Origin of the sequence: Xanthocytophaga agilis, from assembly GCF_030068605.1 — a bacterium.
Lineage (GTDB): Bacteria > Bacteroidota > Bacteroidia > Cytophagales > 172606-1 > Xanthocytophaga > Xanthocytophaga agilis.
Map to the genome: position 1 here is coordinate 353,617 of NZ_JASJOU010000007.1, position 13,549 is coordinate 367,165.

The following is a 13,549-nucleotide window of genomic DNA, read 5'->3' on the forward strand; positions in this document are numbered from 1 at the left end:
GAAGGTACTTTTGCTGCTACCAAAACTAGTATTTTTATGGATATAGTAAAAGTACTATTTTCAATCTTATTGTATTATTTTAAATTATTCATTCTATGACAGTTGTGCATCCGAATCTTTTCCTGATCAACCAATTTTTCCAAGCATATGTGCAAGATGATCACAATACTATTGCTCAGATCCTTTCAAAAGATATTCGTTGGGTTGTTCCCGGTAAACATCCACTTAGTGGTACAAAAAACGGAATAGAAGAAGTGTTACACTACTTTGCTCAACTTTCCAAATCAGCTTTCCAAGCGGAACCTATTGTGTTGGGAGTCAATGACCAGTTTGTAATTGATTGTCATCGTAACTGGAGTAATCGTTCAGATGGTATTAACTTTAAAGGAATGTCATGTCTTCTTTGGAAAATAGAAGGCGAGAAAATTACAGAAGTGTATAATTTTCCTGAAGACCAGCATTATGTAGACCAGTTTTTTACTGCTGTCTATAGCAAACTTATATGAGTGCAAGACATGATAACTCTTTCATCTTGGTAATGTAAAGTGGTACATGTTGTTAAAGGTTTCCACTTTACCAGTATGACAATGGTTACAGAGTTTATATAAAAAATTAACATGAATGGTAGATTTCAGCCATACCAAATGTAGTACTGGCAATCAGATTAATAATAGCTGGAAGCCAAGTTCTCAAACTTTCAAGTACCAATTGTTGAAAGCTTAAAAGCTATAAAGTAGTATCTGCATTGTTTGACGAATAGTGCAGGTACTACTTTACACAACCAATCCTACTTCAAAGGCAAAAAAGTAGATGTTCTAGGCAATGTCGATTGATTCCAGATACATGCCAGTGAGGCAATTTCGTCATCAATCTCACTATAAAAAGTCATAGACCGTTCATACAAAGATGTAGCATAATCTTTCAGATACTGCTCTATCTCCTCCTTAGACTGTTGTGTCAAAGCTGCATTCACAGCAGCAGTAATAATTATTCCAGTCTCATGATGAGAGTCATCGAATAGTTTTTGAATTGTTATCTCCATAGCATTGTAGTGAGGACAATAAATATACCAGCTAAATAATCATACTCTAGTACAAATAGAGTATGATATCTGAAGTAATAATAACATATCTATTACAAAACATCAAATAGTAACACTTATAATACCAACAACATCTCTCAGTAAGTAATATTCCATCTCGTAATCAGGCAATTACTACCGACATTTCCATACATATGCAATTTATATACATTTTAAGCTTTTATTGTTTATTTTCTCTACTTTCGATCATCAATAGATGGGAGTAACCAGAAAATCCAGTAAAAGAGTATGGGGCGAAACCGAAAAGCCAAAGAGTAGGAATAATCTAACTCAAAACAAAGTGAATCAAAATCAACCAGTACAGCAACAAACTTCATTTGCTTTTGTTGCTGCATCATGGGTAGCTCTTATTGCAGGCGTTATAGCATACAACGTCGGATTGTGGAATGCCCAGATGGCGTTAAATGAAAAAGGATATTATTTTACAGTATTAATGTATGGATTGTTTTCAGCCGTATCTGTGCAAAAGAGTGTACGAGATAGGCTAGAAGGTATACCTGTAACAGCTATTTATTATGGGCTAAGCTGGTTTTCTACCTTGTTGGCAATATTATTATTAACAGTAGGTTTATGGAATGCGACTCTTACACTAAGTGAAAAGGGATTTTATGGCATCTCCTTCCTTCTTAGCTTGTTTGCAGCTATTGCTGTACAAAAGAATACCCGTGATACTCAAAAAGTTGATCAGCCAACAAATTCTTAACTGACAACTTGTCTTCATAAAATAGAGAGAAGTGGTTTTAATTATATAACCACTTCTCTTCCTTTTCACCGGTCGCTCCTTTTCAATAAGGATATAGCAGGCATAAATAATAATCTATTTATGAGCTATTTCACTCTTTGATGGCGAGAATCGAACAGTTGGATTTTTGACAGGTTTGAGTGTTTTCAGATAGGAATAGATTGCTCCCAGATCGTGTTCACTCATGCCACTATACATAGTCCAGGGCATAATTGTTTGCTGTTCTGCCGATTTTACGGTTTGAGCCTGATAGCCGGTAGCAGGATCATGCGCTTTAAACCGTTGGATAAAAGCTTCTCTACTCCATAAGCCCAGCCCTGTTTCATCATCAGGAGTCAGATTCGCAGAACGTAACACACCTGTAGGCAGGCCAAATTCCACACCACCGGCAAATTCCATTCCGGGTATTAGCTTTCCTTCTTTTGTTTTCTGGGAATGGCAGTGTTCGCAGGTACCCGCATTAACCAGATAAGCGCCATAGGCTACTACATCAGAGGTATCCGGACGTTTCTGAAAGGTCGGCTTCTGAGGAATAGTATGTATAATAAAATTCATAGGAAAAGATGGCTCTGATTCAGGTACTTGATTTTTGATAGGTTTGATTGTCCGCAGATAAGCTACAAGTGCCACAATATCTGTTGAGTCCATTTTACCATAATAGGGATGAGGCATTAAAGGAAATAAAGGTTTTCCCTCACGACTTACCCCTGCTGAGATTGCCCGAAAGATCTCTCCATCTGTCCATTCTCCCAGGCCAGCAGGTGTTATGTTGCGTGCATAGTACACACCAGGTAACCCCAGCTCTTCCCCAAACCGTTCACCACCTTTTCCCATGGTCCCAGGCACCACCGGACCAGAGAATCGGGTCCAGTCACGGGTACTATGGCAGTCCATACATACATTGACATGGTTGGCAAGGTATTCGCCTCGTGCTACCAGTTCAGGAGTAGGTTTTATTTTTATCTCCGGAGCAGCACCTACATTTGGTAAACCTACCTTTACATAGATCAGCAAGCCCGTTATACAGACAACTAAGACAATTAAAATAACTGCAAAAATTCTTAATACTTTTTTCATAAGTGTAGTAGTTTGAAAACTTTACTGTTTACTAAAATACCGTCAGAGAGGCCGTCACTTCAATCTGATACTCTTTCAGTCAACATTTTATAATGCCAGATTGGGTATTTTCTATGCTAGGCTGTAAATCACTAAGGAGCCGGAACAAGTTTTATTACCATCTTTCGGTCTGTACCATTAATGGCTACATAGCATTCCATCACCAATGAAGAAGAAGTAAGTTCTGTAATTTCGGTTTCTCCACTAAATGCATTTCCTTGCGTCTCATTCATTGAGAGTATTTTCAGATTAGAATCGTAAGACCAGTTTCCCTGAGCAAACACTACAGGTTCATTTACGTTACATTTCAGAACTCCTCCTTCTACTGTATATTCTCCATTATTCTTAAACCGGAAAATGTCATCTTTTTCACAGTCTTCCAGATCAGAAAATACATCTGTCCCATCAATGGTTTGAGCAAATATCTTCCATGGAGATTTGGACAAGATAGCTGTGTAGTCTGCTTTAGGTTCATCACTACTTCCTTTACAGGCAGGCAGACTTAGGAGAATAGCCACAATCAGGCTGTATGTTAATAATGTTATCTTTTTCATAGTGTAAGTAATTATTACAATTAAGTGTAGATAAAGTCTTGCCTTGGTCAATTGCCGGGCAAGACCTTAAAGAAGTAATTATGTAAATAGATATGATCTTAAGCTGATAGCATAGATTCTAAAGCCTGACTGGCAATGTGTCTGTTCTTATGCTGTGTTATCAAATTCAAAATGTAGCGTTCACAGGTTACATTGGTATCATATCGTCCAAACTCTTCGCCTAACTGATTTACATTTTTCTGATATGTATTGTCAGACAAAACTTTTTCGACACTTTCTCTAACTTGACGAGGGGTGGGAGTTTCTGTTTTTAAGTTTATACCCAGTTTAAAGTATCCGATTCTGGCGTTGATTTCATTTTTACCTTCATGTACACCCGCTACTACCATAGGCAGTCGGTTTTGCAGACTTAATAACACACCACCATATCCCCCATTGGAAACATACACATCTGCAATAGGCATAACCATAGTAAAGTCTATAAAATCCTCGATCACAATATTTTCCTGTGGATATCGCTTTCTCAATTCCTGGGTTTTAGAACCGCCTGTTGTAACAATCAGTAAGTATTCTGTACCTTTGAATGCTTCAAGAGTAGGAACCAAAAGTTTCTCAGCATCACGCTCTACTGTGCCTTGAGTTGCCAGGATCACCTTTTTATATCGTTTCAATAATTCTCTGTACTTAAACTCTCCGATATTCTGTCCAGTCTGGAAGGGTAATAAAGGTCCAACAAACTTTACATGTGCACTCATATCACTGCGTTTGTATTCAAACCCAGGAACGCCACTCTGTAAAAGCAAATCTGCCTGTTTTACACCAATATCGAAGATTGTTCCTTTTACCGGAGGAATCTGAAACTGTGCCAGTACTTTATTATACTGTTGTGTGCTATGCTTAAATAATACGTGTGTTGCCAGAAAACGTAAAAAATCCTGTTTTCTACGTCCCCAGAAACTTGAAGAGGGAGTCAGTCCCATACCCGTTGGAGGTAAATCAACGGAAAATTCAGCCAGAGGCATAATTCCCATACTTACACAGGGCACATGCAGCTTTTCGCGTATGATCTGAGCAGCAGGAAAAGCATTGTCATAAACAAGTACCTCAAATTCAAATTCTTTATAGATTTTAAGAATATCTGCGGTGTATTCTGGTGCACGCAATACAAATACCTGATCAATATCAAACTTCAGCTTACTAACTATACTTTTGTATTTATGGCGCTCTGGAAATAACTCGTCTATCGTATGCTGATTCACTTCCAACGCTTTCTGAAATCTGTAATGTGGAATCTCTAACTTTTTCAGCTTCTCGGTAAATATATTACCTGTATACCACCGTACATCATGTCCTTGCTGCAAAAGATGTTTAGCTAAAGAGGTGAGTGGATTAAAATGTCCATCTAATGGCATTGTAGCAAATAATATTTTTCTGGCTTTCATAGTTGTAGTATATGTGTGTAAAAGAAATAGTGATGGAAATAGCCTATAGATGATAGAGAGCAGTCAAAGTGATGATGCAGGAAAGAGACAGACCATTCTCATAAATTTTTGTAACAGCTTTTAACGTGTCTTCTGTCAGTTCGAGAATCTTCAAGCCTGTTATAGTCTCTAATTCCTGGTCTCCAAATAATTGAATCACATTAGACAGGTCATCATACGCCCAGTTGAACAACTGTTCATTACGTTTGCCATATTCTCCTTTCAGACGGCCATCAGGTTGAAAGATAATAATGTCATTGCGGGTTCGCTGAGGTATATGCTGCAGCAAATCAGAAGCCTGGCCTATTCCTGTATCTAGAGCCAGAGAGGTAATCTGCCACTTTTTGCCAACAAAAGAAGGAATCTCAGCAGAGCTTGTTTCCGGCTTGATAAGCCATGTCATGTTTTTTGTGTTTACAATAGTTGTCATAGTTGTAAATGTGTAGTATTAAAACTTTGTAGAAGCTTGATATAAAGTCATTTACTAGCTTCTTCAGTAAAAATATACACACAGACAGGGATCATCAATTTACACCATGCCGAACCGTTACATTTTATGTTTTGATTGTTTCATTCTGTCTGTTAACTGTACAGAGTTTATAGGCATTCTTAACACTATGACATATAAAAAAATGGGTAGTATAGAACAATCTATACTACCCATTTTTTTATATATTTTATGATTTACTTATTTGCCCATCCACTCTTTAAAATCTGAGACTTTCTCTCTACTAACCAGCACTTCCTTATCACAGACAGGCTTTAATGTCAATGCCAACCGATTACCAAAATAGTTTTGGATCTGATCAATAGTGGTTTGTGAAACAATAAAAGATCGGTTAATCCGAAAGAAGTATTTGGGATCCAGTTCAGTTTCCAACTCATCCATAGTATAATCGACCAGAAATTTCTGATTAGAACGGGTGCGGAAGAAACAAAAGCGGTCTTCCATAAAAAAATAGGCAATATCACTGACTTCAAATGATACCAGTCGTTGTCCCTGTTTAACTAAAAACCGTTTTCGATAGTCACGGGTTTGTACCTGTAATTCTCTGATCAGCTTCTCAATATTGATCATAGAAGGCGAAGATTGATTTTGCAGATGATTAAACTTCTGCAAACTACGCTGCAAATCTGCTTTTTGAATTGGTTTGAGAAGATAATCAATACTATTTACCTTAAAAGCCTGAATTGCATATTCATCATAGGATGTAGTAAAGATGACAGGGCTTGTCACTTCCGTCTGTTCAAAAATTTCAAAACTTTGCCCATCGGCTAGCTCTATATCCATCAGTATCAAATCGGGTGCAGGATGCTTATCAAGCCAGCTAACAGACTCACGCACACTACCTGCCACTCCGACAATATCAATTTCCGGATCAATTTCCTGTACAGTACGCTGCAGCTTTCGCACAGCAAGATCTTCGTCTTCAATAATTAATATTTTCATGGTTAACGCCCATTAAAGGTAAAGTTACAACACATTCATTTTCAGTAGTTTTTATAGCAACAGAGACTTTGCCTGTCAATTCGTATTTAGCAATCAGATCTGATAATTCCTGATCTTCATCTAAAACTTTGCGTTTTTTAGGTTGTATATTATAACGGATTACCAAATCTCTTTCATCAGTTTCTATATAGAACCTCAAGGGTTGTTCTTTGGAAATTACATTCTTTTTCAACGCTACATCTATGATATTCTGCAAAGTCAGAGGTATTAGTAAAGCAGCATTTACATCTGGTCTAACTGACAAAGAGCAAGTTATGCCTTCCCCATACCGGCTTTGCAACAAATAGAAATAAGACCTTAGAAAATCCAGTTCTACAGACAGGGGTACCCACTCATTGGTAGTACTTCGTAGCATATACCTATACACTTTTGCCATCTCATCAAGGAACAATTCAGCCTGCTCCGGATTATCACTGATAAGGGATGACAAAGAAGTAAGAGAATTAAAAAGAAAATGAGGATTGACCTGTGTTTTTAATGATTCAAGTCTTTGCTGCAGTTGGGTTTTCTTTAGCTTCTCATTTTCTTTTACACGTTCCTCCCATTGTTCAAAAATATATTTCCCTTCATAAATACAGGTTGTCAGAATATTGGATACAGCCCCAAAGACCAGTGCCAGTTTTACTCTCTCCCATGATAAAGTATAATCCAAGAAACCAATGGTTTCAAAAATCCATACAACTCCTATCTGAATTAACACTGTCAATACAATAAAAAGCCCTGCTTCCATAAGAATACGCTGAAACGCCTGTCCATAGCTGGAAAATCGATTTCGTATTGCCAGTGCAATCCTTGTAAAAACCTTAATAACGAAGAACCAGATAAGTTGCAATACAAGACTTGCCAGCAGAAATGTCTTTATATCACTGTAGTAATATTTTCTCAATAACAATGTATTCAAAACCAGGCTAACGAAAATGGATACAAACAAATTAATCCATTTATCCTGACGTGTAAACTGAGTTTCTTTCATAGTATTTATCCAGCTGGAATTGAAGATATCAGCATTCTTCTGATCTATAAAATTCAGAGTAGGCTAATACACATTTTTAACCGACAAACTGTATAATTTTATGTTTCAATTGTTAATGTTGATGTGCGATATCTATTATCTTAGTATAGATATACTCATTGCCAATCAAAGGAATTCGGATGATAAAAAAGACAGCATCTGACTCGATAACTGGTTCCGGTTGTTTAAGGAGCTGGTATTTGGTAATGATATTGTTCAATCCTACTTTGTTGGAAACTACTTTCAGATTCTTTTTCTGCACATTATTCTGTACTACCAAATATCCTTTTTCTACATAGATCTGAATTACCAAAGGCTGATCTTTCAAAATGATGTTGTGCTTGACAGCATTCTCAAGCAAGATCTGTAAGGTTAAGGGAGGCAATAAATATTGTTCATAGCCACTTAGATTCTCTAACTTTAACTGAATACTTTCTCCATAACGGGTTTTGAGCAAATGAAAATACGATTCTACAAACTGAAGTTCGGTTTGCAGAGAAACCAGTTCCTGTTCATTATTTCTGAGCAGATACCGATAGACATTACTCATTTCATCCAAAAACTTTTCTGCTTGTTCGGGCTGCTCGCGAATCAAAGAAGACAACGAATTTAAACTATTAAACAAAAAATGAGGATTGATCTGGCTCTTTAGTGAGTCGAATCTTTCCTGCCATTGTATATTCAGAAGTTTTTCTCTCTCATAATACACAATCTTCCATTGTTCAAATACATACAATCCCTCATAGACACCTACATATATACAATGGTAGAATATCTGAATACCTGTTGTATAGGTGTAATCTGCCAGTGTTGGCCAACCTATAGGCTGATCATTAATATACAAATGAGTAAAGTATCTGAGAAAATAGGCTATATGTACCAATAACGGAAATGCCAGGGCAATATACTTTAGTCGTTGACGGGTACGATGAAAACCAGGATATCTCTTTTGTATTGTTAGGATCACCCATCGAGACAGATTCCAACATATGTATCCATATATAATGGCAATCGACTGAAAGCGTATAATAAAAGGTAAGTCATGCTCAAAATATATATTCAGTCTGAAAAAGAGACTTCCTATCATGAAAACCACCAAAGGTCCTATAAGTCTCAAGGTTCGGTCTTTATATGAATTCATGAATGTATAGTAGTAAACTGCGATTCTATCAAAGGAATCATTACCTCGAAAATATTCTTTGACTCTGTTATTTTTACGTCCGGTTGTTTAAGGAGTTGGTATTTGGTAATGATATTGTTCAATCCTACTTTGTTGGAAACTACTTTCAGATTCTTTTTCTGCACATTATTCTGTACTACCAAATATCCTTTTTCTACATAGATCTGAATTACCAAAGGCTGATCTTTCAAAATGATGTTGTGCTTGACAGCATTCTCAAGCAAGATCTGTAAGGTTAAGGGAGGCAATAAATATTGTTCATAGCCACTTAGATTCTCTAACTTTAACTGAATACTTTCTCCATAACGGGTTTTGAGCAAATGAAAATACGATTCTACAAACTGAAGTTCGGTTTGCAGAGAAACCAGTTCCTGTTCATTATTTCTGAGCAGATACCGATAGACATTACTCATTTCATCCAAAAACTTTTCTGCTTGTTCGGGCTGCTCGCGAATCAAAGAAGACAACGAATTTAAACTATTAAACAAAAAATGAGGATTGATCTGGCTCTTTAGTGAGTCAAACTGAGTCTGTAGATTACTACGTTGCAGAGTTTCGGCTTCCTGAAGAGCAATACCATACAGATGAAAGTAGTAAATAAACTCATAGATAATACCCAAAATACAGTTGTATACTATGCCAGAAATAAAAAACAGATAGCATACAGGAAATTGTTCAGAGGTATCACATCCGAGGAAAGCAACTGGTACTATTTCTAATTCTTTAACCAGCCCAAAACCAACCAGCCGAACAAGAAAACCACTAACAATATAGCCTGAGAAAGTGTAAATAATTCGGGGCAAAGTTTGTGCAATTTCTGAATAGTTCTTGCGAATATAGATAAGCCATACCCGTGCAACCTCCCAGGCAGCAATAAGCAGGATGACTGCAGTCAGGTATAATTTGATCCCCAGTATCCAGTTGGTAGGATAAAGTGACGAAAACTTATATATATGAATAGGTATCGGCGCCAATGGAAGTCCAAACATTCTTAACCATTTATCATAAAGAGGCTCTATCCGATAACCCATAAAAACAGGAGAAAAGATCGTATATAATTACTGATTCAATAAAGTATACAAACACTTCAATCATTATCCTACAAACATGATTTGTTTATAGGCAAATACAAACTCTCTCGTCTGGGTATACTTTATCAAATTAAAAATACTATGATTAGAGGCAATAAGTAAATGTAAGATAGTACAAAGAGGCAAAATTGGGCCGTCAGTTGACAAAAAAGTAGTCTGAATTGTTGCGACCTATAATCTATAGGTCACAATAAAAGAGAGCATTGATCAGGTCAATGCTCTCTTTTATTGTATAATGTATTTATAGAAGTGTTTTTATTTATCAGATGTATCTTCTCCTACAGAGTCACATGGATCTATTAATGAAACACAATCAGCAGCGGGAGTGCAGGATTCGGCAATTTCTATAGCTGGAATTGGAAGCTCAGAATCTATCAACCGGATACTTTTTACAAAACGCGGATTATAATATTTAGAGTCAATGGTTTCGATAGAAATTCCATTATTTACAGAAGCATGGATAAACTGGATTTTTTCTCCTTTAGCAGAAATTACAATACCAACATGTCCGATTACTTTACTTTTGCGATTACGGCCTTTGAAGAAAATCAGATCTCCTTTCTGCATTTCGGCTGTTTCTACCTTTTTACCAACAGTAGCCTGCCCATAAGAGGTACGTGGCAGTGAAAATCCAAAACGAGAAAAGACATGTGATGTAAAGCCTGAACAATCAAATCCTTTGGCAGAATGGCCTCCTGAACGATAAGGTACGCCCAAATAATTTTTAGCGTAACTAATTAAACTATCAAGAACCAGAGGAGATTCGTCATCTTGTTTTGTACTATCAGCCGGGCCTAAATAGGCGTAAGATGAATTAGTGAAGATAGCTGCGGCTGTAGTTGATGAGCATACAAGGCAAGAAAGAAATAGTAAACCTGAAATCAGTAATAATTTTGTCATAACACCTGTTTTCAAATGATTGAGGAAGCTAAACCATCCCGGTTGCCTCACTCCTAAATACGTATTTTGCTTGCTTCGATACTAGCTGGGTTTAAAAACGTTGTAAAGTACGTAAAAGTAAAAGAGAGAGTTTCGCAGAAATGTTGATAATTTTCTACATTTTCTACAAAAGTCTTACATAGAAATGAAAAGTTTACTCGAAGAAAGGAAGTACTTTTATAGGGCTATTTTGCTGATTAATAGATTATAGCGTAAAAAAAGCCTTTTATTTAAAGGCCAAATATTACATAAAACAGTTTTTTCCTTTGGTTACCCTCAATACCACATCATAGCCTGATCTATTTCAATCGCCCAGGCGTGAAGTCCTCCCCTTAATATGGAAAGGTTAGTAAATCCATGAGTTTTATTGAGGTATTCAAATGCTAAAGTACTCTCAATTCCATGATGGCAATAGATTATGACAGGCAAGTTTCTGGATAATTGCTCATAGTAAGATGGCAGTTCCTCAAGCGGTATATGTATTGCCGCTTTTATATATCCATTTTTATATTCTTCCTGTTCACGCACATCCAACAATTGAAATTGCATCCCCTGATTCATAATCTTCTTTAATTCCTGGACTGTGATTTCGTTGCCTTCCATAAACCCACAATATTTATAAAATTACATTTATACAAAAAAATATTTATTATATCATAAAAATAAATTTATTTTATGAATTTTTCAATATATTGTTTAAATAATTTTATAACAAAGTACCAGTGATCAAAGTTCTTATGTTCAATCAATTAGGCAGAAAGGCTTCCACACATCATTCTAGGTTTTCCAAAAAGGTCGTGCCGAATAGTAGTATGTAATCCAAATGATTGCATGAGAGTCGATGTCTCTTGTGAAAAATGCTCATTTAGTTCAACAAAAAGCTTTCCCCACTCTGGTAATGAAGATTGACTAAAGGATGCGATAACTTTGTAAAATAAAAGAGGATCATCATCTGGCACAAATAAAGCCTGGTGAGGTTCATAAGCAATCACATTTGTCAGCATTTGTTCCTTTTCTGCTATTGTTACATAAGGAGGGTTGCTGATTATATAATCAAAGTATACAGGAAACTCTTCAGGAAGATTACCTGAAAGAATATCCATTTGCCGAAAATGAACTGTAACATGTTGTAACCGAGCGTTTTGCTCTGCGATAGAAATAGCACCACTCGAAATATCAATGGCCCATACTTCAGACCCAGGTATTTCTGCAGCCAGCGAAACCGCAATACACCCACTTCCTGTACCAATGTCAAGTATACGGCAATTTTTAACGGGTGCTGATTTATACTCTTCCAGTACCCATTCTACCAGCTCTTCTGTTTCAGGGCGGGGAATCAATACATGAGAATTTACCCGAAACGTTCTTCCCCTAAATTCTGTTTCTCCTAAAATATACTGAATAGGTTCATGTCGTAACAAACGGGCAATCCAATCGTTAAAGTCTTTTGCTGCAACACTGGTTATGACTTTGTCTGTCACAATTGACGTTTTTGTTAATCCAAGTTTATTCTGCAACAACCAAAAAGTTATTGAACGAGCCTCTTCCGGTTCATAAATTGAACTGATTACATGTGTAATATGATCAAATAATTGACGCGCAGAAGTGGTTAACATGGTATAATAATTACAGTCAAGAAACAAAAATAGTATCTTTCTGCCGATAAATACTCTTAAATGTATAAAACCTTTCGATCTATAATTCAACAATCACATGATTCACAATCAGATACCAACAGACATTCATTTTATGCGACGGGCACTAGAACTAGCCAGCCTTGGCCAGGGCTCTGTAAGTCCCAATCCTATGGTTGGCTGTGTGATTGTACATAACAATCGGATTATTGGAGAGGGGTGGCATCAGAAGTATGGTTCCTGGCATGCAGAAGTAAATGCTATCCACTCTATACAAGAACATGATCTGGAGTTACTTCCTGAAAGTACTGTATATGTAACCTTGGAACCATGTACTCACTTTGGCAAAACGCCTCCCTGCTCGGATTTATTAATCGAAAAAAAAGTACGCCGTGTAGTGATTGCCAATGTAGATACAAATCCACTAGTTGGTGGAAAAGGAATTGAAAAACTTAAGAATGCAGGTATTGAAATTACTACAGGTATTTTGGAAAAGGAAGCCAGATGGCTCAATCGTCGTTTTTTCACATTCATTGAAAAAAGCCGACCCTATATTATACTAAAGTGGGCTCAAACAGCAGATCACTTCATTGCTCGTTTAGATTTCAATTCCCGCTGGATCAGCAATGACTGGTCAAGAAGATTAGTACATAAATGGAGAGGTGAAGAGCCAGCTATTATGGTTGGCACAACTACAGCCCAATATGACAATCCTCGTCTTAATGTCAGAGATTGGACAGGTGAAGATCCCGTACGCATTGTTATTGACCGGCATCTTCGGTTATCTCCTTCTTTACACTTATTTGATCAGACACAAACAACTTTATGCTATAACTTGAAGAAAGATGAATCCAGGGAATACATACAATACATAAAGTGTGCAAGTGAGTCCACATTTTTAGCAGAGATGATGGTAGATCTGCATCAGCGGAAAATACAATCCGTTATTGTAGAAGGAGGAAGTAAATTTCTACAGGAACTCATTTTATCAGACCTGTGGGATGAAGTTCGTGTATTTACTTCTGATCAAACATTTGGTACTGGTATTGCCGCACCTGCATTTGGAGGGACTCTCATAGATAAAATTTCTATAAAAAAAGATCAACTATTAGTCTTCATTCCAGTTACAGATTCTTATAAACAAAGCATTTACACCAGATAAACAAAAAACTATTTCTTTAACTGCTT

At 36.7% G+C, this 13,549-nt stretch carries 15 protein-coding genes; 3 read left to right on the forward strand and 12 right to left on the reverse strand.

Features of this window, described 5'->3' with window-relative positions:
* Positions 1 to 95: 95 nt before the first annotated feature.
* A complete protein-coding gene (locus tag QNI22_RS21270) occupies positions 96 to 506 on the forward strand; it encodes a nuclear transport factor 2 family protein (protein WP_314513795.1) in 411 nt (136 codons plus the stop codon).
* 281 nt (positions 507 to 787) lie between these two features.
* On the opposite strand, the gene QNI22_RS21275 is transcribed toward QNI22_RS21270, so the two are convergent.
* Positions 788 to 1,042: a hypothetical protein gene (locus tag QNI22_RS21275; protein WP_314513797.1), complete on the reverse strand. Its 255-nt coding sequence runs from the start codon at positions 1,040 to 1,042 to the stop codon at positions 788 to 790.
* 340 nt (positions 1,043 to 1,382) lie between these two features.
* Between QNI22_RS21275 and yiaA the strand changes: the two genes are divergently transcribed.
* Positions 1,383 to 1,805 (forward strand): inner membrane protein YiaA, encoded by a 423-nt coding sequence (gene yiaA / locus QNI22_RS21280; protein ID WP_314513798.1) that lies wholly within the window; start codon positions 1,383 to 1,385, stop codon positions 1,803 to 1,805.
* 114 nt (positions 1,806 to 1,919) lie between these two features.
* Here yiaA and QNI22_RS21285 read toward each other — a convergent pair whose 3' ends face one another.
* The 11 genes from QNI22_RS21285 to prmC form a co-directional block, all read right to left on the reverse strand.
* The gene (locus tag QNI22_RS21285) at positions 1,920 to 2,921 is read right to left on the reverse strand and encodes a cytochrome C (RefSeq protein ID WP_314513800.1); all 1,002 of its coding nucleotides are present in this window, start codon (positions 2,919 to 2,921) and stop codon (positions 1,920 to 1,922) included.
* 131 nt (positions 2,922 to 3,052) lie between these two features.
* A complete protein-coding gene (locus QNI22_RS21290) occupies positions 3,053 to 3,514 on the reverse strand; it encodes a lipocalin-like domain-containing protein (protein ID WP_314513801.1) in 462 nt (153 codons plus the stop codon).
* 98 nt (positions 3,515 to 3,612) lie between these two features.
* Positions 3,613 to 4,956, reverse strand: a complete 1,344-nt coding sequence (locus QNI22_RS21295) for a glycosyltransferase (RefSeq protein ID WP_314513802.1) — start codon at positions 4,954 to 4,956, stop codon at positions 3,613 to 3,615.
* 43 nt (positions 4,957 to 4,999) lie between these two features.
* The gene (locus tag QNI22_RS21300; RefSeq protein ID WP_314513803.1) at positions 5,000 to 5,425 is read right to left on the reverse strand and encodes a hypothetical protein; all 426 of its coding nucleotides are present in this window, start codon (positions 5,423 to 5,425) and stop codon (positions 5,000 to 5,002) included.
* Between the two features lie 258 nt (positions 5,426 to 5,683).
* Complete coding sequence (locus QNI22_RS21305) at positions 5,684 to 6,445, reverse strand: LytR/AlgR family response regulator transcription factor (RefSeq protein WP_314513806.1); 762 nt, start codon at positions 6,443 to 6,445, stop codon at positions 5,684 to 5,686.
* Positions 6,426 to 7,478 carry a sensor histidine kinase gene (locus tag QNI22_RS21310; protein WP_314513807.1) on the reverse strand — a complete coding sequence of 351 codons (1,053 nt, stop codon included), beginning with the start codon at positions 7,476 to 7,478 and terminating at the stop codon, positions 6,426 to 6,428. Before QNI22_RS21310 ends, QNI22_RS21305 begins: the two co-directional genes overlap by 20 nt.
* A gap of 112 nt (positions 7,479 to 7,590) precedes the next feature.
* The gene (locus QNI22_RS21315) at positions 7,591 to 8,658 is read right to left on the reverse strand and encodes a sensor histidine kinase (protein WP_314513809.1); all 1,068 of its coding nucleotides are present in this window, start codon (positions 8,656 to 8,658) and stop codon (positions 7,591 to 7,593) included.
* On the reverse strand, positions 8,655 to 9,728 hold the full coding sequence (locus QNI22_RS21320) for a sensor histidine kinase (RefSeq protein ID WP_314513811.1): 1,074 nt from the start codon (positions 9,726 to 9,728) through the stop codon (positions 8,655 to 8,657). The genes QNI22_RS21315 and QNI22_RS21320 overlap by 4 nt, the downstream gene beginning before the upstream one ends.
* Positions 9,729 to 10,043: 315 nt before the next feature.
* The gene (locus QNI22_RS21325; protein WP_314513813.1) at positions 10,044 to 10,688 is read right to left on the reverse strand and encodes a C40 family peptidase; all 645 of its coding nucleotides are present in this window, start codon (positions 10,686 to 10,688) and stop codon (positions 10,044 to 10,046) included.
* Positions 10,689 to 11,003: 315 nt separating this feature from the next.
* Complete coding sequence (locus tag QNI22_RS21330) at positions 11,004 to 11,330, reverse strand: rhodanese-like domain-containing protein (protein ID WP_314513815.1); 327 nt, start codon at positions 11,328 to 11,330, stop codon at positions 11,004 to 11,006.
* 146 nt (positions 11,331 to 11,476) lie between these two features.
* Entirely contained in the window at positions 11,477 to 12,343 is an 867-nt protein-coding gene (prmC, locus tag QNI22_RS21335; protein WP_314513817.1) for a peptide chain release factor N(5)-glutamine methyltransferase, read from the reverse strand.
* A 97-nt stretch (positions 12,344 to 12,440) separates the two neighbouring features.
* On the opposite strand from prmC, the gene ribD reads away from it, so the two are divergent.
* Positions 12,441 to 13,523, forward strand: coding sequence for a bifunctional diaminohydroxyphosphoribosylaminopyrimidine deaminase/5-amino-6-(5-phosphoribosylamino)uracil reductase RibD (gene ribD / locus QNI22_RS21340; protein WP_314513819.1), 1,083 nt, complete (start codon positions 12,441 to 12,443; stop codon positions 13,521 to 13,523).
* Positions 13,524 to 13,549: the final 26 nt, after the last annotated feature.

Bases quoted from the DNA above. Each gene is read 5' to 3' on its own strand.
- QNI22_RS21290 (WP_314513801.1), bottom strand. From the start codon at position 3,514: ATGAAAAAGATAACATTATTAACATACAGCCTGATTGTGGCTATTCTC.
- QNI22_RS21285 (WP_314513800.1), bottom strand. From the start codon at position 2,921: ATGAAAAAAGTATTAAGAATTTTTGCAGTTATTTTAATTGTCTTAGTT.
- QNI22_RS21305 (WP_314513806.1), bottom strand. From the start codon at position 6,445: ATGAAAATATTAATTATTGAAGACGAAGATCTTGCTGTGCGAAAGCTG.
- QNI22_RS21270 (WP_314513795.1), top strand. From the start codon at position 96: ATGACAGTTGTGCATCCGAATCTTTTCCTGATCAACCAATTTTTCCAA.
- QNI22_RS21320 (WP_314513811.1), bottom strand. From the start codon at position 9,728: ATGGGTTATCGGATAGAGCCTCTTTATGATAAATGGTTAAGAATGTTT.
- QNI22_RS21325 (WP_314513813.1), bottom strand. From the start codon at position 10,688: ATGACAAAATTATTACTGATTTCAGGTTTACTATTTCTTTCTTGCCTT.
- QNI22_RS21315 (WP_314513809.1), bottom strand. From the start codon at position 8,658: ATGAATTCATATAAAGACCGAACCTTGAGACTTATAGGACCTTTGGTG.
- QNI22_RS21295 (WP_314513802.1), bottom strand. From the start codon at position 4,956: ATGAAAGCCAGAAAAATATTATTTGCTACAATGCCATTAGATGGACAT.
- QNI22_RS21330 (WP_314513815.1), bottom strand. From the start codon at position 11,330: ATGGAAGGCAACGAAATCACAGTCCAGGAATTAAAGAAGATTATGAAT.
- QNI22_RS21310 (WP_314513807.1), bottom strand. From the start codon at position 7,478: ATGAAAGAAACTCAGTTTACACGTCAGGATAAATGGATTAATTTGTTT.
- prmC (WP_314513817.1), bottom strand. From the start codon at position 12,343: ATGTTAACCACTTCTGCGCGTCAATTATTTGATCATATTACACATGTA.
- QNI22_RS21275 (WP_314513797.1), bottom strand. From the start codon at position 1,042: ATGGAGATAACAATTCAAAAACTATTCGATGACTCTCATCATGAGACT.
- ribD (WP_314513819.1), top strand. From the start codon at position 12,441: ATGATTCACAATCAGATACCAACAGACATTCATTTTATGCGACGGGCA.
- QNI22_RS21300 (WP_314513803.1), bottom strand. From the start codon at position 5,425: ATGACAACTATTGTAAACACAAAAAACATGACATGGCTTATCAAGCCG.